Below are 23,030 nucleotides of genomic sequence, written 5' to 3'. Positions count from 1 at the left end.
GCGACGCACGTGACGTCGGCAGGCACCACCCGGGAGGTCCCCATGCCCGAACTGCGTGTCGTGGCCGTCTCCAATGACGGCACACGGCTGGTGCTGAAGGCTGCCGACTCAACGGAGTACACGCTTCCGATCGACGAGCGGCTGCGCGCTGCGGTGCGCGGCGACCGTCCCCGCCTCGGTCAGATCGAGATCGAGGTCGAAAGCCATCTCCGTCCCCGCGACATCCAGGCGCGTATACGCGCGGGTGCCACCGCGGAAGAGGTAGCCCAGCTCGCAGGTATCCCCGTAGACCGTGTACGGCGCTTCGAGGGCCCCGTGCTCGCCGAGCGCGCCTTCATGGCCGAACGAGCCCGCAAGACCCCGGTCCGCCGGCCCGGCGAGAACGCGGGTCCGCAGCTCGGCGAGGCCGTGCAGGAGCGGCTGTTGCTGCGCGGCGCCGAGAAGGACACCGTCCAGTGGGACTCCTGGCGCCGTGACGACGGCACCTGGGAAGTGCTGCTGGTCTACTGCGTCGCGGGCGAACCGCACTCGGCGAGCTGGACCTACGACCCGCCCCGGCGGCTCGTCCAGGCCGTCGACGAGGAGGCCCGCTCGCTGATCGGCGAGTCCGAGGACCTGGGCGCGCCGGAGCCGAGCTTCCCGTTCGTGCCGCGGATCGCCCGGCTGCCGCGCGACCGGCCGCTGGACCGCGCCCTCGACCGGCCGAGCCTGCCCCCGGCCGAGCCCGTCGAGGAGGCCGTCGCCGAACGGGACTCGCTGACCAGCCTGTTGGAGGCGGTGCCGAGCTTCCGGGGCGACATGGTCGTACCCGAGCGGCCGTCCGAGACGGCGACCGTCGAGGAGCCCGACCCGGAGCCCGAGGCGGAGGAGCCCCCGGCTCCCGCGGCCTCGGCGGGTTCCGCCTACGCGGACGTCCTCATGCCCCGCTCGGTGGCCAGCCACCGCGACCGCCTCATCGGCGCGACCGACCGCCAGGCCGAGGCCGACGGCGTCCGGCCGGGCCGTAGAGCGGCGGTCCCGAGCTGGGACGAGATCGTGTTCGGCACCCGGCGGAAGAAGCAGGAGTAGCCGGTTCTACGGCTGTGAGGGCCCGCCTCGGGCAGAGGCGGGCCCTTCTGCTGAGTGCGTGCTCGGGATCCGTCGTGCCCACCGGGGATCCGTCGTGCCCACCAGGGATCCGCAGCATGCCTGCCGGGATCTGCCGTGAGCGTGATCCGCCGGATGCCTACTGCGGATCCGGGCCCACCGCGACCGGGCGCTCCGGGTCCGAGGACCACTCCGACCAGGAACCGACGTACAGGGCCGCCGGGATGCCCGCGACCGCCAGGGCCAGCACCTCGTGGGCGCCGGAGACGCCGGAGCCGCAGTAGACACCGACCTCGGTGTCGTCGCCGGCGCCGAGGGACTTGAAGCGGGCGCGCAGCTCCTCCGCGGGCAGGAAGCGGCCGTCCGGGCCGACGTTGTCCGTGGTGGGAGCGGACCGGGCGCCCGGGATGTGGCCGCCGACCCGGTCGATGGGCTCCACCTCGCCGCGGTACCGCTCCCCCGCGCGCGCGTCCAGCAGCACACCCGCGCGGGCGAGTGCCGCGGCCTCGTCGGCGTCGAGCAGACCGGCCGCCGCGGGCACCGGCTCGAAGTCGCCCTCGGCGAGCGCGGGGCCCGGCACCGAGGACTGGAGCGGGCCCTCCCAGGACGTCAACCCGCCGTCAAGGACTCGCACGTCCGGGTGACCCGTCCAGCGCAGCAGCCACCACGCGCGGGCGGCCGCCCAGCCCTGTCCGCCGTCGTACACGACCACCGGTCGGTCCGCGGAGACGCCCGCGCGGCGCATGGCGGCGCCGAACTGCGCGAGGTCGGGCAGCGGGTGCCGTCCGCCGCTGCCGGCCGGGCCGGCCAGCTCCCGGTCCAGGTCGACGTAGACGGCGCCCGGGATGTGCCCGGCCGCGTACTCGGCACGGCCGTCGAAAGGCGGCTCGCCGGCCGCCTTGGCCACGCTCAACTGCCAGCGGACGTCGAGCAGGACGGGCGGCTTCGGGCCCGCCAGATCGCTCGCGAGTTCGGATGCGGAGATGATGGCGTTCATGGCCACCATCCTCGCGCACGGGGTGGCCGCGTCGTCCATGTCCGGCTACTCTGCTCGGCCGAGCAGGCCCGATCACGAGGCGTACGGGAACGGGCACATGCTGTACAGCCGATCGCCGTCCCTCGGCCATCGCCCGGCCATGGACGGGCAGCCGCGCGACAGGCACCCTCGGGGCACGGGGGTGCCGTGCGGCGGCGCGCCCGGAGCGCGCGGCACCGCGGGTGGTGCGAGCATCGGCACGGAGGTCCGGACAGCGGACACGACACGGTCCCCACGAGGGGCCGAGGAGAGAGTGACGATGACCGAGGCAAGGGAGCCGGCAGCCCGGCCCGCTCGGCACACGCCCGGTACGCCCTGCTGGGTGAGTCTGATGGTGCACGGGATGGCCGCCACCCAGGAGTTCTACGGAGCCCTGTTCGGCTGGGAGTTCGTACCGGGACCGCAGCAGCTCGGGCCCTATGTCCGGGCCCTGCTGGACGGCCAGGAGGTCGCCGGGATCGGCCAGTTGCCGCCCGACCGGCATCTTCCGGTCGCGTGGACGCCCTATCTCGCCTCGGAGGACATCGACCTGACGGCCGAGACGGTACGGCTGTGCGGCGGCACGGTGGGGGTGGGACCACTGGACGCCGGGGACGCCGGCCGGCTGGTGATCGGCTCCGACCCGTCCGGCGCCGTCTTCGGCGTGTGGCAGGCGGCCGCGCATCTCGGCACGTCCGTCGCGGGCGTACCGGGCACCCCTGCCTGGCACGAGCTGCTCACCTTCGAGACGGTGAGCGTCACCAAGTTCTACGAGACGGTGTTCGGTCTCGAGGGAGAGCCGGTGGTCTCCGCCGACTTCGACTACGTCACCCTCCACGCCGGCGGCCGCCCGGTGGCCGGCCTCCACGGCGTCGGCCACGCCCTCCCCCGCGACCGGGGTCCGCACTGGATGACGTACTTCGAGGTGTCCGACGCCGACGCGGCGACCCGTCTCCTCGTGGACCTCGGAGGGCACGTCCTGCGCCCGCCCCACGACAGCCCGCACGGACGCGTGGCCACGGTGGCGGACCCGGAGGGGGCGCGGTTCTCACTGATCGAGAACCCACGCTGAAGCCCCCGGCCGGACGTTCGAGGCCCGGCACCGGGCTGCGGCCCTCGGTCAGGCGTGCGCGGCGGTCTGCTCGACCGGCAGGACGTCCGGGGACAGGGCGGCCGCGCGGGCCGTACCCGCGGTCATACGGCGGCGGTGGTGCCGGCGGCACAGGACCTCGTAGCCGATGTCGTCGGACTGGTTGACGTCGCCGACGACCACCTGGGCGCCCTCGACGACCATCTCGCCGTTGACGGTACGGGCGTTGTGGGTGGCCCGGGCGCCGCACCAGCACAGGGCCTCCACCTGGAGGACCTCGACCCGGTCGGCGAGTTCCACCAGGCGCTGGGAGCCGGGGAACAGCTTGGAGCGGAAGTCGGTGGTGATGCCGAAGGCGTAGACGTCGAGGTCCAGGTCGTCGACCACGCGGGCGAGCTGGTCGATCTGCTCCGGCGCGAGGAACTGCGCCTCGTCCGCGATCACGTAGTCCGCGACGCCGCCGCGGGAGAGGTGGTCGACGAGGTAGGCGTACAGGTCCTGACCGTCCTCGACCTCCACCGCGTCGGTGACCAGGCCGAGCCGCGAGGAGAGTTTGCCCTCGCCGGCCCGGTCGTCCCGGGTGAAGATCATGCCCGTCAGGCCGCGTGCCGAGCGGTTGTGCTCGATCTGGAGAGCCAGCGTGGACTTCCCGCAGTCCATGGTTCCGGAGAAGAACACCAGCTCGGGCATGGCGAGTCGAGCACCTTTCGGTGGGAGGAGGACAGGGGCGTCAGGAGCGTACTTCGAGCAGCGGGACGAGTTGTTCGGCGGGGGTCATCGAACCGTGGTTGCCGACCATCGCCGACTCCTTCGGCTCCCGCTCGGAGGCGATGAGCAGGACGTCGTCGCGGGCGGCGGCGACCACGTCACCGATCCGCTCGTACACCCGCTCGTCGACGCGGTCCGGCGGTCCGAACCAGCCCGCCGCGATGGCCTCGTCGCGTGAGGCGACCCAGAACTGCTCGCCGAGGACCTCGCGCCAGCAGGTCAGCACGTCGCCGGCGGCGCCCGGCACCGCGTACACATGGCGGGCCCGGCCCTCGCCGCCCAGCAGGGCGACCCCGGCGCGCAGCTCCCAGTCCTCGTCGAAGTCGATGCGGTGCTGCTCGTCGAAGGGGATGTCGACCATGCCGTGGTCGGCGGTGACGTACAGCGCGCTGTTCGACGGGAGTTGCTCGGCGAGGCGCTGGACCAGGCGGTCGACGTACATCAACTGGCCGCGCCAGGTGTCGGAGTCGACGCCGAAGCGGTGGCCCGCGCCGTCCACCTCGGCGTAGTACGTGTACACCAACGAGCGGTCACCGGCGGCCAGTTGCTCGGCCGCGAGGTCCACGCGCTCCTCGCCGGACAGCCGCCCGTGGAAGGTCCCGCCGCTGAGCGCGACCTTGGTCAGCGGGGTGTTCTGGAAGGTGGGCGAGGAGACCTGGGCCGCGTGCACCCCTGCCTGGTGGGCGAGTTGGAAGACGGTGGGGTACGGCTGCCAGGCCCCGGGCTTGGTCCACGGCTGCCAGCGCAGCTGGTTCATCAGCTCGCCGGTGGCCGGGTTGCGCACGGTGTAGCCGGGCAGGCCGTGGGCGCCCGGCGGCCGGCCGGTGCCGACGGAGGCGAGGGAGGTCGCGGTGGTCGCCGGGTAACCGGTGGTCAGGGGGCGGCCGGTGCCGCCGCGCGAGCTGCTGAGCAGCGAGGTCATGAAGGGCGCCTCGTCCGGGTGCGCCTTCAGCTGCTCCCAGCCCAGACCGTCGATCAGGAACACGCAGTTCCGGTCGGCGGGGGTGAGCTCGGTGATCGTGGCGGTCATGTCCGGTACGGCCATGCCGGCGGCGAGGGTGGGCAGCAGGTCGGCGAGGGAGCCGGAGCCGTACTCGGGGACGGGCGCGGTGTCGAGGGCGAGGGGTTCGGGGTGGTCCCAGGCGGCCGGCTGTGCCATCAGCGGGTGACGTCCGCGGTCGCCTCGGAGATGGCCTGCGCGAAGGCGAGCGCCTGGCGCACGGTGTCCGGGCCGTCCCCGGCCTCGCTGACGCGCAGGCTGAGGTCGTCGGCCGTGGAGCTGCCGGTGTAGCCGTGGTCCGCCTCGCAGTTGGGGTCGCCGCAGGCGGCGGGCTCCAGGTCGATGCGGGAGACCGCGCCCCAGCCGATGGTCAGCACGACCTCGCGGGGCAGGGTGCCCGGCTGGTACTGCTCGGGGTTGGCGACGACCCGGCTGACCACGACCGACGAGATCCGGCCGAGCTTGACGGACTCCGTGGAGGTGGTGGCGTAGGGCGTCGGGGACGTGCTGTCCGCGGCCTGCTCGTCGGTGTGGCTGACGATGAAGCGGTTGCCGGTGAGGACGAGCACGGTCACGTGCCGCCGCACCTCGTTCTGGTCGAACGTCGTCTCCTGGTGGACCAGGTACGACCGGATGGGCTCACCGCCCACGGCGGCCTCCACCGCCTCGGCCACGAGGGCCGGGTAGTAGCCGCTGCGTTCGATCGCCGCCCGCAGCCCCTGGGTCGTCGTACTGGTCTTGGCCATGACGTCCATCCTACGGGGGCGCACTGACTGCGAGGCACCGCTCGCCGCAGCTCAGTACGTGGGGAGTGTCCGCGGGCCGAGGTCGTCGCGGGCGGGCGGCGGCGCGAGCCGTACGGAGGCGCCGAGGACGCTCAGGCCACGCGGAGCGACGACGACCGGCTCCAGCGTGACCGCCACGACCTCGGGATGGTCGTCGACCAGCCGGGACACCCGCAGCAGCAGCTCCTCGAGGGCGGGTGTGTCCACGGGTGTGGAGCCGCGCCAACCGAAGAGGAGCGGGGCCGTCCGGATCGAGCGGACCAGGGTCGTCGCCTCCCGGTCGGTGACCGGAATCAGCCGGTGCGCGGTGTCGCCCAGCAGCTGCGAGGCGGCCCCCGCGAGCCCGAAGGACAGGACGGCACCGGCGGCGGGGTCGATGACGGCCCGGATCACGGTGTCCACCCCGCGCGGGGCCATCCCCTGCACCACGGGCCGCAGTTCGTCGGGCGGGCCGAACAGCTCGGTCAGCTCGGCGTACGCCCGCCGCAGCTGCTCCTCGTCGGCGAGGTCGAGGCGTACGCCACCGAGGTCGGCGCGGTGGCGCAGGTGCGGGGCGGTGGCCTTCAGGGCGACCGGGTAGCCAAGGGTGCGGGCGGCCTCCGCGGCCGCGTCGGGGGTGGGGGGGGGCAGGGCGCGGTGCACCTCTATGCCGTACCTGCCGAGCAGCTCGCAGGTCTCGTCGGCGCCGAGGGTGAGGCCCTGCCCGCGCGTGAGGAGGCCGTCGATGAGGGTGGCCGCGCCCTTCTCGTCGATGTTCTCGTAGTCGGGCACCTTGCCGGGTTCGGCCGCTTCCCGGCGCCACTGGGCGTACTCCACCACGTCGGCCAGGGACCGCACCGCGCGCTCGGCGGCGGGGTAGGCCGGGATGAGACGGTCGGAGGTCTCGGGGACGGGCGGCCGGACGGGGGCCGGTGCGGCCTGGAGCCGGTCCAGGGCACGGAAGGGGTGGTCGGCGCGGATCGTCGGCGGGCCCGCGGCGGCCTGGGGTGCGGTGCTGGTCGCCGCGGACAGGGCCTGGGCGAGGCCGCCGAGTTCGACGTGCACCACGAGGACCGGCTTGCCGGGGACCTGCTCGGCGGCGGACCTGAGGGCCTCGGCGAGCGCGGCGTCGCCGACGGATCCCTGGCCGACCGCGGGGATCGCCGTCACGATCACCGCGTCGCAGGCGTCGTCGGCCAACGCGCGCGCGAGGGCCGCGTGGAAGTCCTCCGGCGCGGCCGCCGTGGTCAGGTCCAGCGGGGGCGTCGGCTTGAGGCCCTCGGCCACGCAGGCGTCGTAGGTGAGCAGGCCGAGCGACTCGGAGTTGCCGAGGATCGCCACCCTGGGCCCGGTGGGCAGCGGCTGACGGGCCAGCAGCAGGCCGGTGTCGACGAGTTCGGTGATGGTGTCCACGCGGATCACGCCGGCCTGCCTCAACAGCGCGGACACCGTGGCGTGCGGCAGGCGGGTGGCGCGCACGGCGTGGCCCTGCGGGGCCGATCCCGCCCCCTGCACGACGACCAGGGGCTTCGCCGCCGCCGTACGCCGGGCGAGGCGGGTGAACTTGCGGGGGTTGCCGATGGACTCCAGGTACATGAGGACGACGTCGGTGTCCGGGTCGTCGTACCAGTACTGCAGGACGTCGTTGCCGGAGACGTCCGCGCGGTTGCCGGAGGAGACGAAGGTGGAGACGCCGGTGACGCCGGTGACCCCGCCGCCGCGGCGGTGCAGCCGGGAGAGCAGGGCGATGCCGATGGCGCCGGACTGGGCGAACAGGCCGATCCGGCCGGGGCGGGGGGTCTCGGGGGCCAGGGACGCGTTCAGCCGGACGTCCGGGGAGGTGTTGATGATCCCGAAGGCGTTCGGGCCGATGATCCGCATGCCGTACGCGCGTGCGTGCCGGACGAGTTCACGCTGGCGCTCGCGTCCCTCGGGGCCGCTCTCGGCGTACCCGGCGGACAGCACGACGAGCCCCTGCACGCCGTGTGCCCCGCACTCGGCGACGGCCTCGGGGACGTGCTCGGCCGGTACGGCGACGACCGCGAGGTCGACGGGGCTGTCGATGTCGCGCACCGAGCGGTGCGCGGGAACCCCGTCGACCTCCTTCTGCTCCTCCGGGAACGCCTTGTTCACGGCGTACAGCGGGCCTTCGAAGCCGTAGTCCCGGATGTTGGCGAGCACGCTGCGGCCCACACCGCCGGGGGTGCGGCCGACGCCGACGACGGCGACGGAGCCGGGGGCGAGCAGCCGCTGCACCGACCGGGACTCGGCGCGCTGCTCGCGCGCGTACTGCACGGCGAGCGAGCGGTCGGTGGGCTCCAGGTCGAACTCCAGGCGTACGACGCCGTCCTCGAAGCTGCGCTTCTGGGTGTACCCGGCGTCGGTGAACACCTTGATCATCTTGACGTTGGCGGGCAGCACCTCGGCGGCGAAGCGCCGGATGCCGCGCTCGCGGGCGACGGCGCCGATGTGTTCGAGGAGGGCGGAGGCCACGCCGCGGCCCTGGTGGGCGTCCTGGACGAGGAAGGCGACCTCGGCCTCGTCGGCGGGGGCGGAGGCAGGCATGCCATCGTCGCCGATGCGGTCGTAGCGTACGGTGGCGATGAACTCGCCGCCGACCGTGGCGGCGAGTCCCACCCGGTCCACAAAGTCGTGGTGCGTGAAGCGGTGGACGTCCTTGGCGGACAGGCGCGGGTAGGGCGCGAAGAAGCGGTAGTACTTCGACTCGTCCGAGACCTGCTCATAGAAGCTGACCAGGCGATCGGCGTCGTCGACGGTGATGGGCCTGATGCGCGCGGTGCCGCCGTCGCGCAGCACTACGTCGGCCTCCCAGTGGGCGGGGTACTCGTGCCGGTCCGACGCGCTCTGCATGGGCCCCAGAGTACGGCTCGCGTACGACAACGGCGCGAGGCAGTCTGTGGAGAACGCGCGCGAGAGCGCGAGGACGGATGTCGGGCCGAGGCCGCGGTCCGACGACTCACCCCGGGAGGACTCCGGTCCTGTCCGGAGACGTTTCACGTGTGGGAAACTGGTCTAGACAACCCTGAACACCGAAGGGCAGCATCACATGGCTGAGCGCCGCGTCAACGTCGGCTGGGCCGAGGGCCTCCACGCCCGCCCCGCTTCCATCTTCGTCCGGGCCGCCACGGCCGCAGGTATCCCGGTCACGATCGCCAAGGCCGACGGCACCCCCGTCAACGCGGCCTCCATGCTGGGCGTTCTGGGCCTCGGCGCCCAGGGCGGCGAGGAGGTCGTCCTCGCCTCCGACGCCGAGGGCGCGGACGCGGCCCTCGACCGGCTCGCGAAGCTGGTCGCCGAGGGACTCGAGGAGCTTCCCGAGACCGTCTGAGTTCTCCGGGGCACAGCGCGGTAAAAACAGTCGAAGGGCTCGTCCGAATTATCGGGCGGGCCCTTCGCATTTCCCTTTCACGGGCAGCAGAATTACTGCCCCACGAATTGCCCCCTCTTTGTATACGGCGCCCGTGTTAATGCCGCAGACCCGTCACGTTTACAGGATGTTGCGAGGTCCTCACACGGTCGGCGCGATCCGCCCCCGAGGTGAACCGCGGCCGGTGCGCCGCGCTCGAGCGCTCGGTGTGCAGGGCCGTGATCGCCCGCGCGCGCTCGCCGTCCCCGCGCGCCACCGCGTCCACGATCGCGCCGTGCTCCGCCCAGGACTCCACCGGGTCGGCGGGCGCGTCCACGATGTACATCCAGGCGATCTTGTGCCGCAACTGGGTCAGTATCGACGTCATCGCGGGGCTGCCGGCGGCCTGGGCCAGCGTCTCGTGGAACCAGCTCCCCAGGGAGCGCAGATCCTCGCTGTTGCCCCGCCTGGCCCGCTCCTGGCCCAGCCGGACCAGGCCGCGCAGCACCTTCAGATGGGCCTCGGTGCGCCGCTGGGCGGCCCGGGAGGCGCCGAGCGGCTCGAGGAGCATGCGCATCTCCAGGAGGTCCGCGCCCTCCTGCTCGGTGGGTTCGGCGACGCACGCGCCCGCGTGCCGCCGGGTCACGACGAAGCCCTCGGCCTCCAGGGTGCGCAGGGCCTCCCGGACGGGGACGCGGGAGACGCCGTAGCGACGGGCGAGCAGTTCCTCGGTGAGCCGGCTGCCGCGCTCGTGGACACCGGCGACGATGTCGTCCCGGATCGCCGTGCATACCGAGTGCGCCGGAATACGCATGTCCGACCTCCGTCTTAATCCCCGTGAAACGTCGCCGATTGACGTGTGTTCAGTGACTCTATTGCAATCCGCGGGAATTTCCGACGGCGGGCCGGAATCCGGGGATATTTTTTGGACAACACGGCGGCGGAAACGACGAAACCCCGGCTCGCGGGAGCCGGGGCCTCGTGGGGATCGCGCGGGAGTCGCGCCGGGGGCGTCAGACGTTGACGCCGTGCGAGCGCAGGTAGGCGACGGGGTCGATGTCCGAGCCGTACTCGGGGCTGGTGCGCGCCTCGAAGTGCAGGTGCGGCCCGGTGACGTTGCCGGTCGCGCCGGACAGGCCGATCTGCTGGCCGGGGGTGACGGACTGGCCGACCGAGACGCCTATGGACGACAGGTGGCCGTACTGGGTGTACGTGCCGTCGGCCATCCTGATCACGATGTTGTTGCCGTACGACCCTCCCCAGCCGGCCTCCACGACGGTGCCGCGGCCGACCGCGTGCACGGAGGTGCCGCTGGCGGCGTGGAAGTCGACACCGGTGTGGCTGCCGGACGACCACAGGGAGCCGCCGCTCTTGTAGCCGGTGGAGATGTAGGAGCCGGAGATCGGGGCGACGAAGGCGTTGAGGCGCTTGCGCTCGGCCTCGCGGGCGGCGCGCTCCTTGGCCTCGCGTATCTCCTTGGCCCTGGCCTCGGCCTTGCGCTTGGCCTCGGCGGCCGCCTTCTTCTGCGCGGCGGCCTGCTCCTGGGCCACGGCCTGGGCGTCGATCTGCGCGGCGAGCGACTCGCCGGTGCTGACGACGGGCATGAGGCCGCTCTGCTCGACGGAGCTGACGGAGTTGTCGGCGGCGAGCGCCGGGGCGGCGATGGTGCCGATGACGCCGGTGGTGGCGAGGGCGGCGACGCCCGCGGCGCGGGCGGTGGTGCGCTTCATGCGGCTGGGACGACGGTGCTTCCCGGTGGCGCAGGTGAACGCCATGTGGTGGCTGGTCCTTTCCTTCCTTCTCGCCTACCGGGTTAGCTGACGGGTTCGGAGCAGGAAGGTCTCCTACGGGCCCCCTCGCGGTGCGCGGGCGCCCGATTCACCCCAGGGACGTGTGGTGGGTCCCCGGCTCCCCTGGCTCGCGCCGTACGGGGACTCGGCGATGACTGTCCGGTGCCGCGGACGCGGCTCGGTGCCTGACGGACAGCCCAGAGGACGCTAAGCGGGGCAACTTTCAATCCCCAAACCGATCACGGTTTTTGTAGCGCATCCCACAGGGCAGACAGGCAACCTCCGCCCCAATTCGGACATCTAAGAGACCTGGGTGTCGAAAGGGCCCTGGTGACGCTTCCGTCACCAGGGCCCCTAGATCGCGCTTCCTCTACTCGGCCGTCACGACCTTGACTTCGCCGATGCCGAGCGCCTCGACGGGCTCCTTGATGGCGGCCGCGTCGCCGACCAGGACCGTCACCAGCCGGTCCACCGGGAAGGCGTTCACGACGGCCGCGGTGGCCTCGACGGTGCCGGTCGCGGCGAGCTGCTGGTACAGCGTCGCCTGGTAGTCGTCCGGCAGGTGCTGCTCGACCTGGTCGGCCAGCGTGCTCGCGACGGCCGCCGCGGTCTCGTACTTGAGCGGCGCCACACCCACGAGGTTCTGTACGGCGACATCGCGCTCGGCGTCGGTGAGACCGCCCTCGGCGAGCGTGCGCAGCACCTTCCACAGGTCGTCCAGGGCGGGACCGGTGTTGGGGGTGTCGACCGAGCCGCTGATGGCGAGCATCGCGGCGCCCGAGCCGTCCGGCGCGGACCTGAGGACCTGCCCGAACGCCCGTACGCCGTAGGTGTAGCCCTTCTCCTCGCGCAGGACGCGGTCCAGGCGGGAGGTGAGGGTGCCGCCGAGGCAGTACGTGCCGAGCACCTGCGCGGGCCACACGCGTGCGTGCCGGTCGGCGCCGATACGGCCGATCAGCAGCTGCGTCTGCACGGCGCCGGGGCGGTCCACGATGACGACCCGTCCGGTGTCGTCGGCGGTCACCGGCGGCACCGGGCGCGGCTGGGCCTGGGAACCGGTCCAGGAGCCGAGAGTGTCGGCGAGCAGCGCGTCCAGGTCGATGCCGGTGAGGTCGCCGACGACCACGGCGGTCGCGGTGGCGGGGCGCACGTGCTTCTCGTAGAAGGCGCGTACGGCAGCGGAGTCGATGTTCTCGACGGTCTCCTCGGTGCCCTGGCGCGGGCGCGACATGCGCGAGTCCGCCGGGAAGAGCTCCCGGGAGAGCTCCTTGGCGGCGCGGCGCGAGGGGTTGGCCAGCTCGTGCGGGATCTCGTCCAGGCGGTTGGTGACGAGCCGCTCGACCTCGCTGTCCGCGAACGCGGGCGCCCTGAGGGCGTCGGCCAGCAGACCGAGCGCCTTGGCCAGCCGGGAGGCGGGCACTTCGAGGCTGAGGCGGACGCCCGGGTGGTCGGCGTGTGCGTCGAGGGTGGCGCCGCAGCGCTCCAGCTCGGCGGCGAACTCCTCGGCGGAGTGCTTGTCGGTGCCCTCGGAGAAGGCACGCGCCATGATCGTGGCAACGCCGTCCAGGCCGGCCGGTTCGGCGTCCAGGGGCGCGTCCAGGAGCACCTCGACGGCGACGACCTGCTGGCCGGGGCGGTGGCAGCGCAGGAGGGTCAGGCCGTTGTCGAGCGTCCCTCGCTCGGGGGCGGGGAAGGCCCAGACCTTGGGCTCGCCCGCCTGCGGCTGCGGGTGGAATTCCATCGCGGCGAGCTCGGTCACTTGGCCGCCTCCTCGTTCTCGTCGGTGGCTTCTACGGTCGCCGCGGCCTCCGGGTCCTCGGAGGCGTCCTCGGCACTGTCGGCGATCTCGGCCGGGGCGGTGGGCTCGTAGACGAGCACCGCGCGGTTGTCGGGGCGCAGCTTGGCCTTGGCGACCGCCTGCACCTCCTCCGCGCTCACGTCCAGGACGCGCTGCACGGCGGTCAGGGCGAGCTGCGGGTCGCCGAACAGGACGGCGTAGCGGCACAGTTCGTCGGCGCGGCCCGCGACGGTGCCGAGCCGGTCCAGCCACTCGCGCTCCAACTGTGCCTGGGCGCGCTCCATCTCCTCGGCGGTGGGGCCCTCCGCGGCGAACCGGGCGAGCTCCTCGTCGATGGCGGCCTCGATGACCGGCACCTCGACGTCACCGGAGGTCTTCACGTCCAGCCAGCCCAGGGAGGGCGCACCGGCCAGCCGCAGCAGGCCGAAGCCGGCCGCGACGGCCGTACGGTCGCGCCGTACCAGCCGGTTGTAGAGGCGGGAGGACTCGCCGCCGCCCAGGACGGTCAGGGCGAGGTCGGCGGCGTCCGCCTCGCGGGTGCCGTCGTGCGGCAGCCGGTAGGCGGCCATCAACGCGCGCGCGGGGACCTCCTCCTCGACGACCTCGCGCAGCTGCTCGCCGATGATGTCGGGCAGGGTGCCGTCGCGCGGGGGCTGCTTGCCGTCGTGGGAGGGGATGGAGCCGAAGTACTTCTCGACCCAGGCGAGCGTCTGCTCCGGGTCGATGTCGCCGACGACCGACAGGACGGCGTTGTTGGGCGCGTAGTAGGTGCGGAAGAACGCGCGGGCGTCCTCCAGGGTGGCCGCGTCCAGGTCGGCCATGGAACCGATCGGGGTGTGGTGGTAGGGGTGGCCCTCCGGGTAGGCGAGCGCGGTCAGCTTCTCGAACGCGGTGCCGTAGGGGACGTTGTCGTAGCGCTGCCTGCGTTCGTTCTTGACGACGTCGCGCTGGTTCTCCATCGACTCGTCGTCGAGGGCGGCCAGCAGGGAGCCCATGCGGTCGGCCTCCAGCCAGAGGGCGAGTTCCAGCTGGTGGGTCGGCATGGTCTCGAAGTAGTTGGTGCGCTCGAAGCTGGTGGTGCCGTTGAGCGAGCCGCCGGCGCCCTGGACGAGCTCGAAGTGCCCGTTGCCGTGCACCTGCTTCGAACCCTGGAACATCAGGTGCTCGAAGAGGTGAGCAAGGCCGGTACGCCCCTTGACCTCGTGGCGCGAACCGACGTCGTACCAGAGGCACACCGCCGCGACCGGGGTCAGGTGGTCCTCGGAGAGCACCACGCGCAGCCCGTTGGCCAGGCGGTGCTCGGTCGCTGTCAGGCCCCCGGTGCCTGCCTGGTCTGTGGCCGTGTGACCCATGGGCATGTACGTCCCTTCGATCGCGGTCGCGGTCGTGGAAACCGCGGTTCGTGGAGCTGTTTTCCTGCCGGTCCTGCCACTGTATGCAAGCGTGCGGACCCTCGGTGAAGTTCCCGGGGCGCGTACGCCCACAGCGGATCGCGTAGCCTGCGGGCAACCGTGAGCAGGGCGCTGCGCGGTCGCCGGGCCGGCGGCCCGGTGATCGTCGGCCGGGCGGCGTGACGGTCGTCGGGTCAGGCGGCGTGACGGCGGTCGGCCGGGCGGCGTGATGGTCGTCGGCCGAGCGGCTGAGCCGGGTCCTGGCCCGGACTGTCAGTGCCGCGGTCCACAATGGTCCGCGTCAGATCCTGTTCACGCTTCAGCAAGAGTGAGCCAAAGGGCCGATGTGAGCGACCCGTAGGCGAGCGACCAGAAAAGAGGAGCCGGCAGCGATGGCCCGCCGCAGCACGAAGACCCCGCCGCCCGACGACTCGTACGAGGAGCGGATCCTCGACATCGACGTCGTGGACGAGATGAAGGGCTCGTACCTCGAGTACGCGTACTCGGTCATCTACTCCCGCGCGCTCCCCGACGCCCGCGACGGCCTCAAGCCGGTGCACCGGCGCATCGTCTACCAGATGAACGAGATGGGCCTGCGCCCCGACCGCGGCTATGTGAAGTGCGCACGTGTCGTCGGCGAGGTCATGGGCAAGCTGCACCCGCACGGGGACGCGTCGATCTACGACGCCCTCGTGCGCATGGCCCAGCCCTTCTCGATGAGCGTGCCGCTGATCGACGGCCACGGGAACTTCGGTTCGCTGGGCAATGACGACCCGCCGGCCGCCATGCGGTACACCGAGTGCCGGGCGGCCGAGGCCGCGAGCCTGATGACGGAGTCGATCGACGAGGACACCGTCGACTTCGCCCCGAACTACGACGGGCAGGAGCAGGAGCCGGGCGCGCTGCCCGCCGCCTTCCCCAACCTCCTGGTGAACGGCGCCTCGGGCATCGCGGTCGGCATGGCCACCAACATGGCGCCGCACAACCTCACCGAGGTCATCGCGGCCGCCCGCCACCTGATCCGCTACCCGAACGCGGATCTGGACGCCCTGATGAAGCACATCCCTGGCCCCGACCTGCCCACCGGCGGCCGGATCGTCGGCCTCTCGGGCATCCGGGACGCCTACGAGACGGGCCGCGGCACCTTCAAGATCCGCGCGACGGTGTCGGTGGAGACGGTGACCGCGCGCCGCAAGGGCCTGGTCGTCACCGAGCTGCCCTTCACGGTCGGTCCGGAGAAGGTGATCGCCAAGATCAAGGACCTGGTCGGCGCGAAGAAGCTCCAGGGCATCGCCGACGTCAAGGACCTCACCGACCGCGCCCACGGCCTGCGCCTGGTCATCGAGATCAAGAACGGCTTCGTGCCGGAGGCGGTCCTGGAGCAGCTCTACAAGCTGACGCCGATGGAGGAGTCCTTCGGCGTCAACAACGTGGCGCTGGTGGACGGGCAGCCCCTCACGCTCGGCCTCAAGGAGCTCCTTGAGGTCTACCTCGACCACCGCTTCGAAGTGGTGCGCCGCCGCAGCGAGTTTCGGCGCACCAAGCGGCGCGACCGGCTGCACCTGGTCGAGGGCCTGCTCACCGCCCTGGTCGACATCGACGAGGTCATCCGGATCATCCGCTCCAGCGACAACTCCGCACAGGCGAAGGAGCGCCTGATCGAGCGCTTCTCGCTGAGCGAGATCCAGACGCAGTACATCCTGGACACGCCCCTGCGGCGCCTGACCCGGTTCGACCGCATCGAGCTGGAGTCGGAGAAGGACCGCCTCAACGCGGAGATCGCGGAGCTGACCCGGATCCTGGAGTCGGACGCCGAGCTGCGCAAGCTGGTCTCCGCCGAACTGGCCGCGGTCGCCAAGAAGTACGGCACCGAGCGGCGCACGGTGCTGCTGGAGGCCGGGGCGACGGCTCCTGTCGCCGCCGTTCCGCTCCAGGTGGCGGACGACCCGTGCCGGGTGCTGCTGTCCTCGACGGGGCTGCTGGGCCGTACGGCCAACGGCGAGCCGTTCCCGGAGGAGGCGGGCGGCAAGCGCGCCAAGCACGACGTGATCGTCTCGGCGGTGCCGGCCACCGCGCGGGGCGAGGTCGGCGCGGTGACCTCGGCGGGCCGCCTGCTGCGGATCAACGTCATCGACCTGCCGCAGCTCCCGGAGTCGGCGGCGAACCTCGCGGGGGGCGCCCCGCTGGCGGAGTTCCTCTCCCTTGAGGACGGCGAGACGCTGGTCTGCCTGACCACGCTGGACGAGTCCTCCCCCGGTCTGGCGCTCGGCACCGAACAGGGCGTCGTCAAGCGTGTGGTCCCCGACTATCCGTCCAACAAGGACGAGTTGGAGGTCATCACGCTCAAGGAGGGCGACCGGATCGTCGGCGCGGTGGAACTGCGCACGGGCGAGGAGGACCTGGTCTTCATCACCGACGACGCGCAGCTGTTGCGCTACCAGGCCTCCCAGGTCCGGCCGCAGGGCCGTCCGGCGGGCGGTATGACGGGCATCAAGTTGACCGAGGGCGCGAAGGTCATCTCGTTCACCGCGGTGGACCCGGCGGCGGACGCGGTCGTGTTCACGGTCGCGGGCTCGCGCGGCACGCTCGACGACTCGGTCCAGACGACGGCCAAGCTGACGCCGTTCGACCAGTACCCGCGCAAGGGCCGCGCCACCGGTGGTGTGCGGTGCCAGCGGTTCCTGAAGGGCGAGGACTGCCTGTCCCTGGCCTGGGCGGGCGCCGTCCCGGCCCGTGCCGCGCAGAAGAACGGCACCCCGGCCGACCTCCCGGAGATGGACCCGCGCCGGGACGGCTCGGGCGTGTCGCTCGGGAAGACGGTGTCGGTCGTGGCGGGGCCGGTCTAGGCCGGTTCGTCGGGATCCTCTTCCGTCCCCTGCACGAAACGCAGGACGCCCCACATACCGGCCTCGTCGGCGGTGTGCGGGGCGTTCTGCCTGCCCGCCTCCAGTTCCTCGTGGAGCGCGCGGGTGTCGATACCGGAGCCGATGAGGACGAGCTGGGTGAGACGCTCGTCCCCGGCGCCCCAGGGCTCCGGGTAGAACCGCAGGAAGCTGCCGACGGCATGGACGGCGTAACGGTTGCGGACGTCGTACGGCCCGAAGTCGACGTACCCCTTGATCCGGTACAGCCCCTCCGGCCTGGTGTCGAGGAAGGCCATCAGCCGGCGGGGGTCCATGGGCACGGCGGAACGGAACGACACGCTGTCGTAGCCGGAGTGCAGGTGGTCGTCGTGACGGTGTATGTCGGTGTGGTCGTGGAGGCCGTCGAGATCGTCGAGATCGTCGAAGGTGAGCTGTCCGATGCGTTCCTCGCCGGGGCGGCAGTCGAAGAGGAACTCCGGGTCGATGCGGCCGTAGGTGGCGGGGACGACGGCGGCGCGGTCGACGAGGGACCGAACCGTCTCCTGGACGCGCTCGGCGTCGGCGGCCCGGTCGAGCTTGTTGACGACGACCAGGTCGGCGAGGGCGAGATGCCGGTCGAGCTCGGGGTGCTTGGCGCGGGTGCCGTCGAACTCGGCGGCGTCGACGACCTCGACGAGACCGCCGTAGACGATGCCGGGCTCCTCGCTGGCGAGCACCATGCGGACGAGTTCCTGCGGCTCGGCGAGGCCGCTGGCCTCGATGACGATGACGTCGATGCCGGCGTCGGGGTGAGCGAGCTTGGCCAGGTACCCGTCGAGCTCGCTGACGTCGACGGCGCAGCACAGGCAGCCGTTCCCGAGGGAGACGGTGGAGTCGCCGAGCGCGCCGGCGACGGCCATGGCGTCGATCTCGATGGCACCGAAGTCGTTGACGACGGCGCCGATCCGGCTGCCGCCGCTGCGGTGGAGCAGATGATTGAGGAGGGTGGTCTTGCCGGATCCCAGGAATCCGGCGAGGACGACGACCGGGATCTGCCGGGGGCTCCCGCTCGGCTGACTCAACGTGCGACCTCTTTCGCGCTGCTGCGTGCACCGGATCGCGGTCCCGGCGCACGGACGAGCTGTGAATGCCGGACCAGGATACGAGCCGGAACAATCCCCTCTCAGTGAACGATTGTTAGCAGCGCTCGCGGGGCAGACGTTGGGCAAGGCGCCGGTTCGTGCGACCCTCACTTCCCTCCGTGCGCCTCCTCTCCGCCTCCCCCGCCGATCAGAGCCGCTCGGCACCCTGGGAGACGGCAAGCGCCGCCCACCGCTCGCCGGTCCCCATCAGTCGACCCGCACCCCGACGACCGGCGGACGGCCGTTTGAATCGGGGATGACATGGCCACACAGAAGCGCGCGGTACGCAGGCTCGGCGCCGCGACCGGGATTTCGGCTGCCGCCTACCTGTTGGGCGTGCGACGGCGGCAGCAGCGTGCGCAGAGCGAGCGGCATCGGCTGCACTTCGACCTCCTGTGCAAGGCCATGGACGATCCGACGTTGACCGCCGTACTGGACACTTACGATTCCGACGTGCCCAGGGAGAAGCAGAGGCAGTTCCTGTTCGCCAATGCCCTGTACATCAACGCATTGCACGCGCATCGGATCGGTGCGATCAGTCTGCGGGAACTTTTCGGACACCTTCGGGTGATGTGCCAGAACCAGGTCTTCCGCGAGTACTGGGAGGCGACACGCCACCATCGCGCGAGCTTGGGAACAACACTGGAAGGCCGCCTGGGTCGCATGGTGGACGGTCTCATCCGGGACCTGGAGGACTCGGACACCGATGAATGGTGGGTCGTGGGCGAACCTCCCACCGAGTAGGGCAAGTTACGCGTCCATGAAGTTGCGTCCGTCCGGAGTACATGTCAGTTGTGCGCTTCTTCGAGCCGCTAATGTGTCCCCGCCCTAGCCCACTCAACGTGCCAAGGACCGGGATCCATTTGAAGATCGTGCGCCGCATCGGTGCTGCTCCACGGGAGCGAGGAAGCCAAACCGGCCAGACCTGCCCTGACATTTTCGAACTTGAGGACGGTGACTTCGCCGTCATCGGGCGGGAGGCCACTGCAGAACTCGACGGCGAGCTCCCCCACGACGCCGCGCGGGCGGACTACGAGCGGATCGTCGTCATCACACGGGAGACCCTCCTCAGGGCCAAAGCCGACATTCCCGACGCCTGACCTCCCACTTCGCAGTACTGCTTCGCATCTCACGCCGGTCCGTGACATCACCTCGTCCCGGCGATCCGGCGTCGCCCCACCGAGACACCACTCGGTCCATTGAGGGCTTCCGGGCGGGAAACACCTCTCTCACACCATGCGACGAAGCGCACACCCCCGCGCTTCTACTCCCTACTCGTTACTCGTGGTTACGGCCCGATCGGAGACCTGCATGACCGTGCGTCTTGGACGCGTAGAGGCCCGCAGACTTGCGCAGCGGAGGCACAAGATAGTGAGGCGCCTCGGAAAGCCCCGTTGCCTTGATGGCGACTGCTGCCCTGCCGCATTTCTGCTCGACAGCAATGACATCGCCGTGATGGGCAGGGAACTGCCCGAGGAAATCCGCAAGAAGCACGGGCTCCCCGACCCCACGCCTCACCACACTTACGTCGTAGTACCCGGCAGGGTCATCAGGGAGGCGAAGAAGGCTCTGGACGAGTAGGTCATGAAGCCCCCGGGGGACGCCCCGCGCCTGGCGTTCCCCGGGGGCGCCCTGGACAGCAACCGGAGCTGTTTCTTCCGTAGGCACCTGGGCAAGGCTTGAGCGTGCCGACAAGGAGGCATTAGTGGCGCGCCAGGGTATCCATCGTTCGTTACTCTCGATCGGCACGTGGGCCGCCGCTGCGGTGACCTGCGTGACCGTCACAGGTCTGGCATCCATAGCCGTCAGCAGATGGCTCATCGACGGAGTTCAGGGAGTGACCGGGGGCCGCGAAGCGGCGCTTGAGCTCAGCTCTCTCGGCGACTACTTCGGCGGGGCAAGTGCCGTGTTCTCGGGGCTCGCGCTCTTGATGCTGGTGATCGCTCTGTTTTTCCAGCAGCGCGAGTTACGGTCACAGCGCGAGGAACTTACACTCCAACGCGAGGAACTCGTGGCCTCGCGCGCCGAGTTGCGCCGCAGCGCCGAGGCGGACCTGCGCGCCTTGCACATCCAACTCACACAGATGGCCATGGCTGACCCCACACTCGCGAGCGTGTGGACCACCTATCGCGAGAGCCCACAGGCGACCCTCCGCCAACACCTCTACTCGAATCTGGTCTACGCCCATCTCGTCCTGGCACGCAGCTGGGACACCTACTCGGACGCGGACGTCCGAGCGGCCGCGAGGACGATGCTCAGCAGCGACGTCTTCCGGCACTACTGGGAAAGCACTCGCGACCAGAAACAGCGGATGTCTCCACAGAGCCCGGACGGACAAGCCTTCCAGCTTTTTGAGCAGACACTTGCCGACCTACGGCGAGCTACGCCCCCGTATCCGTCCTGAGGGCCGCGGGTCAGGTCATCACCGGCACCGCCACCGGCGCCTCTACCCCCACATACCGCGCCACCGGCCGAATGATCTTCGAGTCCGCCGCCTGTTCCAGGATGTTCGCGCTCCACCCCACCACCCGCGCCGCAGCGAACGTGGGCGTGAACATCTCGCGCGGCAACCCGCACAGCTCCATGACCACGCCCGCGTAGAACTCGACGTTGGTGTGCAGCTCCCGCCCGGGCTTCAACTCGGCCAGGATGGCCTCGACATGGCGTTCCACCTCGACGGCGAAGTCCACACGCGGCCCGCCGAACCGCTGCGCCACCTCCCGGAGCATCCGGGAGCGAGGGTCCTCCGTGCGGTAGATCGCGTGGCCGAAGCCCATGATCCGCTCGCCGGCGAGTACGCGTTCCCGGATCCAGGGGTCGATACGGTCGGGCGTACCGATCGCGTCCAGGGTGTCCAGCGCCCGACTGGGCGCCCCACCGTGCAGCGGCCCGGACAGCGCCCCCACGGCCCCCACGAGGCACGCCGCCACATCGGCCCCCGTCGACGCGATGACCCGCGCCGTGAAGGTTGATGCATTGAAGCCGTGATCAATGGTTGAGATCAAGTACTGCTCGACCGCCCGGGCCCGCTCCGGCTCCGGCTCCGAACCCGTCAGCATGTAGAGGTAGTTCGCCGCGTACGAGAGGTCCTCACGCGGCTCCACGGGCTCCAGCCCCTTGCCCAGCCGGTGCAGCGCCGTGAGCAGCGTGGGTACGGCCGCGGCCGCCACGAGCGTGTCCCGGCGCCGCTCGTCCGGGTCGATGTCGTACACCGCACGGAACCCCTTCGCCGCCCCGAGCAGCGACAAGGCGGTGCGCATACCCGCGAGCGGACCCGACCGTCCGCTCGCCGCCGCGATCGCGGGCAGCGCCGCCCGCACCTCGCCCGGCAGCCGCCGCAGCGCCGCGGTCTCGGCGCGGAAGGCCGCGGCCTGTCCGGCGTCCGGCAGTTCACCGTGGATCAGCAGGTGCCAGACGTCCTCGAAGCCCCGGGTCTGCGCGAGTTCGACGGCCGAGTACTGGCGGTAGTGATAGAACCCCTCGCGCCCCCGCACGTCCCCGACCTCGGTGTCGGTGACGACGACTCCGGCGAGTCCTCGCGGTACGTCGACGAGTGTGGTTGCGGACCTGTTGACCGACATGATTCCTCCCTGGACTTGATTCGACTGTCCATGGTTGACTCATTCTCTGTCAATATTGATCTAATCAACATAGACTCAACATGCGCCATCAACCCACCCGGCTGCGGATACGGTGACCTCTTATGCGCGATCAAGACCCCCGCTCCGGCCCGGCCGAACACAGGCTCAGCACCAAGGAAGCCGCCGAACTGCTCGGCGTGAAGCCCGAGACCGTGTACGCCTACGTCAGCCGCGGCCAGCTCAGCAGCCGACGCGTGCCCGGAGGCCGGGGCAGCACCTTCGACGCCAAGGAGGTGGAGACTCTTGCCCGGCGCAACCGCCGGGAGAGCGGCGGGAGTCCGGGGTCAGGCGGCGAACTGGCCGTACGGACCCGCATCACGTTCATCGACCGGGACCGGTACTACTTCCGCGGCGTCGACGCGGCGGAACTGGCCGCACGCCACTCCTACGAAGAGATCGCGGAGTGGCTCTGGACCGGACAGCTGCGCCCCGGCGTCACCTTCACCGCTCCCGACGCGTCCGTACAGGCGGCCCGTCGCGCGGTGGACGCGCTGCCCGAACACACCAGCCCCACCGACCGGTTGCGGGTCGCGGCGATCGCCACGGCCGCCGCGGACCCACTGCGTTTCGACCTGTCCGAGGAGGCCGTGCTCGGCACCGCGCGCACCCTCATCCCCACGCTCGTCACCGCCCTGCCACCCGTCCTGCGCGACCGCGGTCGCGACGACGGCCCCCTGGCCCGCCGCCTCTGGACCCGCCTGAGCGGCCGCAAGTCCGACGAGGCGTCCCTGCGCGCCCTGGACACGGCGCTCGGTCTGCTCGTCGACCACGACCTCGCCGCGTCGACTCTCGCGGTACGGGTCGCCGCGTCGGCCCGCGCGCACGCCTACGCGGCCGTCTCCGCCGGGCTCGGCGTCCTGGAGGGCCCCTTGCACGGGGCGGCCAGCGGACTCGCCCACAAGCTGCTGCTCGACGTGCTCGAGCGGGGTGACGCGGCCCCCGTGATCGCGGAGGAGCTGCGGGCCGGCCGGCGCATCCCCGGCCTCGGTCACCGGCTCTACCCGGGGGAGGACCCACGCGCGCGTGCCCTGTTCGCCCTCCTGGAGGAGATTCCGCGCGCGGAGCCCGCCCTCCTCGCGGCCCGCGACATCGTGGCCACCACGGCCCGGCACGCCCCCCTGCACGCCAACGTGGACCTCGCCCTCGCCGTGTTCACCGCTTCCTCCGGCATGCCCGCCACGGCGGGCGAGACGGTCTTCGCCGTCGCCCGAACGGCAGGCTGGATCGCCCACGCACTGGAGGAGTACGGCGAGCGCCCCCTGCGCATGCGCCCGAGCGGCATCTACATGGGCCCGAAGCCGCCGCAGCCGCTGCCCGAACAGTGACTCCGAGGCC

The 23,030-nt window shown here is 71.4% G+C and carries 20 protein-coding genes and 1 riboswitch; of the genes, 9 read left to right on the top strand and 11 right to left on the bottom strand.

Annotation, left to right across the window (positions count from 1 at the left end):
- Positions 1-42 precede the first annotated feature (42 nt).
- Positions 43-1,068, top strand: a complete 1,026-nt coding sequence (gene sepH, locus AC2XR2_RS33045) for a septation protein SepH (protein WP_330263960.1) — start codon at positions 43-45, stop codon at positions 1,066-1,068.
- A gap of 157 nt (positions 1,069-1,225) precedes the next feature.
- Here the strand turns inward: sepH and AC2XR2_RS33040 are convergent, their stop codons facing one another.
- Complete coding sequence (locus AC2XR2_RS33040) at positions 1,226-2,083, bottom strand: sulfurtransferase (RefSeq protein ID WP_491517026.1); 858 nt, start codon at positions 2,081-2,083, stop codon at positions 1,226-1,228.
- A 298-nt stretch (positions 2,084-2,381) separates the two neighbouring features.
- Here AC2XR2_RS33040 and AC2XR2_RS33035 point away from each other — a divergent pair, with 298 nt between their 5' ends.
- Positions 2,382-3,173 (top strand): VOC family protein, encoded by a 792-nt coding sequence (locus tag AC2XR2_RS33035; protein WP_381302292.1) that lies wholly within the window; start codon positions 2,382-2,384, stop codon positions 3,171-3,173.
- A 48-nt stretch (positions 3,174-3,221) separates the two neighbouring features.
- Here AC2XR2_RS33035 and AC2XR2_RS33030 read toward each other — a convergent pair whose 3' ends face one another.
- From AC2XR2_RS33030 to AC2XR2_RS33015, 4 genes are read right to left on the bottom strand one after another with little or no spacing between them, the layout of a single operon-like run.
- A complete protein-coding gene (locus AC2XR2_RS33030; protein WP_330263963.1) occupies positions 3,222-3,881 on the bottom strand; it encodes a thymidine kinase in 660 nt (219 codons plus the stop codon).
- Between the two features lie 40 nt (positions 3,882-3,921).
- Positions 3,922-5,118 (bottom strand): alkaline phosphatase family protein, encoded by a 1,197-nt coding sequence (locus AC2XR2_RS33025; RefSeq protein WP_491517025.1) that lies wholly within the window; start codon positions 5,116-5,118, stop codon positions 3,922-3,924.
- The gene (locus tag AC2XR2_RS33020) at positions 5,118-5,714 is read right to left on the bottom strand and encodes a DUF5998 family protein (protein WP_079069891.1); all 597 of its coding nucleotides are present in this window, start codon (positions 5,712-5,714) and stop codon (positions 5,118-5,120) included. Before AC2XR2_RS33020 ends, AC2XR2_RS33025 begins: the two co-directional genes overlap by 1 nt.
- Positions 5,715-5,756: 42 nt before the next feature.
- Positions 5,757-8,594 carry a bifunctional acetate--CoA ligase family protein/GNAT family N-acetyltransferase gene (locus tag AC2XR2_RS33015; RefSeq protein ID WP_491517024.1) on the bottom strand — a complete coding sequence of 946 codons (2,838 nt, stop codon included), beginning with the start codon at positions 8,592-8,594 and terminating at the stop codon, positions 5,757-5,759.
- Between the two features lie 196 nt (positions 8,595-8,790).
- Between AC2XR2_RS33015 and AC2XR2_RS33010 the strand changes: the two genes are divergently transcribed.
- Positions 8,791-9,072, top strand: a complete 282-nt coding sequence (locus AC2XR2_RS33010; RefSeq protein WP_381302289.1) for an HPr family phosphocarrier protein — start codon at positions 8,791-8,793, stop codon at positions 9,070-9,072.
- A 136-nt stretch (positions 9,073-9,208) separates the two neighbouring features.
- Here AC2XR2_RS33010 and AC2XR2_RS33005 read toward each other — a convergent pair whose 3' ends face one another.
- The 4 genes from AC2XR2_RS33005 to AC2XR2_RS32990 form a co-directional block, all read right to left on the bottom strand.
- The gene (locus tag AC2XR2_RS33005) at positions 9,209-9,904 is read right to left on the bottom strand and encodes a GntR family transcriptional regulator (RefSeq protein ID WP_391198334.1); all 696 of its coding nucleotides are present in this window, start codon (positions 9,902-9,904) and stop codon (positions 9,209-9,211) included.
- Between the two features lie 199 nt (positions 9,905-10,103).
- Positions 10,104-10,865, bottom strand: coding sequence for a M23 family metallopeptidase (locus AC2XR2_RS33000; protein ID WP_330263967.1), 762 nt, complete (start codon positions 10,863-10,865; stop codon positions 10,104-10,106).
- Between the two features lie 13 nt (positions 10,866-10,878).
- Positions 10,879-11,041, bottom strand: a riboswitch (cyclic di-AMP (ydaO/yuaA leader).
- A gap of 209 nt (positions 11,042-11,250) precedes the next feature.
- Positions 11,251-12,639, bottom strand: coding sequence for a M16 family metallopeptidase (locus tag AC2XR2_RS32995; protein ID WP_330263968.1), 1,389 nt, complete (start codon positions 12,637-12,639; stop codon positions 11,251-11,253).
- Positions 12,636-14,036, bottom strand: a complete 1,401-nt coding sequence (locus AC2XR2_RS32990; protein WP_381302287.1) for a M16 family metallopeptidase — start codon at positions 14,034-14,036, stop codon at positions 12,636-12,638. The genes AC2XR2_RS32995 and AC2XR2_RS32990 overlap by 4 nt, the downstream gene beginning before the upstream one ends.
- Positions 14,037-14,461: 425 nt before the next feature.
- On the opposite strand from AC2XR2_RS32990, the gene AC2XR2_RS32985 reads away from it, so the two are divergent.
- Positions 14,462-16,915, top strand: coding sequence for a DNA gyrase/topoisomerase IV subunit A (locus AC2XR2_RS32985; RefSeq protein ID WP_491517023.1), 2,454 nt, complete (start codon positions 14,462-14,464; stop codon positions 16,913-16,915).
- Here AC2XR2_RS32985 and AC2XR2_RS32980 read toward each other — a convergent pair.
- Positions 16,912-17,994 (bottom strand): CobW family GTP-binding protein, encoded by a 1,083-nt coding sequence (locus tag AC2XR2_RS32980; protein WP_491517022.1) that lies wholly within the window; start codon positions 17,992-17,994, stop codon positions 16,912-16,914. The two genes, AC2XR2_RS32985 and AC2XR2_RS32980, sit on opposite strands and share 4 nt — an antisense overlap.
- Before the next feature lie 321 nt (positions 17,995-18,315).
- Here AC2XR2_RS32980 and AC2XR2_RS32975 point away from each other — a divergent pair, with 321 nt between their 5' ends.
- From AC2XR2_RS32975 to AC2XR2_RS32960, 4 genes are all read left to right on the top strand, one after another.
- Positions 18,316-18,798: a DUF6082 family protein gene (locus tag AC2XR2_RS32975; protein WP_449353244.1), complete on the top strand. Its 483-nt coding sequence runs from the start codon at positions 18,316-18,318 to the stop codon at positions 18,796-18,798.
- 119 nt (positions 18,799-18,917) lie between these two features.
- Entirely contained in the window at positions 18,918-19,154 is a 237-nt protein-coding gene (locus AC2XR2_RS32970) for a hypothetical protein (protein WP_449353243.1), read from the top strand.
- A gap of 211 nt (positions 19,155-19,365) precedes the next feature.
- On the top strand, positions 19,366-19,635 hold the full coding sequence (locus AC2XR2_RS32965) for a hypothetical protein (RefSeq protein WP_491517021.1): 270 nt from the start codon (positions 19,366-19,368) through the stop codon (positions 19,633-19,635).
- A gap of 124 nt (positions 19,636-19,759) precedes the next feature.
- Positions 19,760-20,458, top strand: coding sequence for a DUF6082 family protein (locus tag AC2XR2_RS32960; RefSeq protein ID WP_491517020.1), 699 nt, complete (start codon positions 19,760-19,762; stop codon positions 20,456-20,458).
- A 10-nt stretch (positions 20,459-20,468) separates the two neighbouring features.
- Here the strand turns inward: AC2XR2_RS32960 and AC2XR2_RS32955 are convergent, their stop codons facing one another.
- On the bottom strand, positions 20,469-21,635 hold the full coding sequence (locus AC2XR2_RS32955; protein WP_491517019.1) for a citrate synthase/methylcitrate synthase: 1,167 nt from the start codon (positions 21,633-21,635) through the stop codon (positions 20,469-20,471).
- A 122-nt stretch (positions 21,636-21,757) separates the two neighbouring features.
- Between AC2XR2_RS32955 and AC2XR2_RS32950 the strand changes: the two genes are divergently transcribed.
- Positions 21,758-23,020 (top strand): citrate synthase, encoded by a 1,263-nt coding sequence (locus AC2XR2_RS32950; RefSeq protein WP_491517018.1) that lies wholly within the window; start codon positions 21,758-21,760, stop codon positions 23,018-23,020.
- Positions 23,021-23,030 lie beyond the last annotated feature (10 nt).

Source organism: Streptomyces sp. LS-MS-L19, from assembly GCF_058382285.1.
This window is presented reverse-complemented; position numbering and strand designations above follow the sequence as displayed.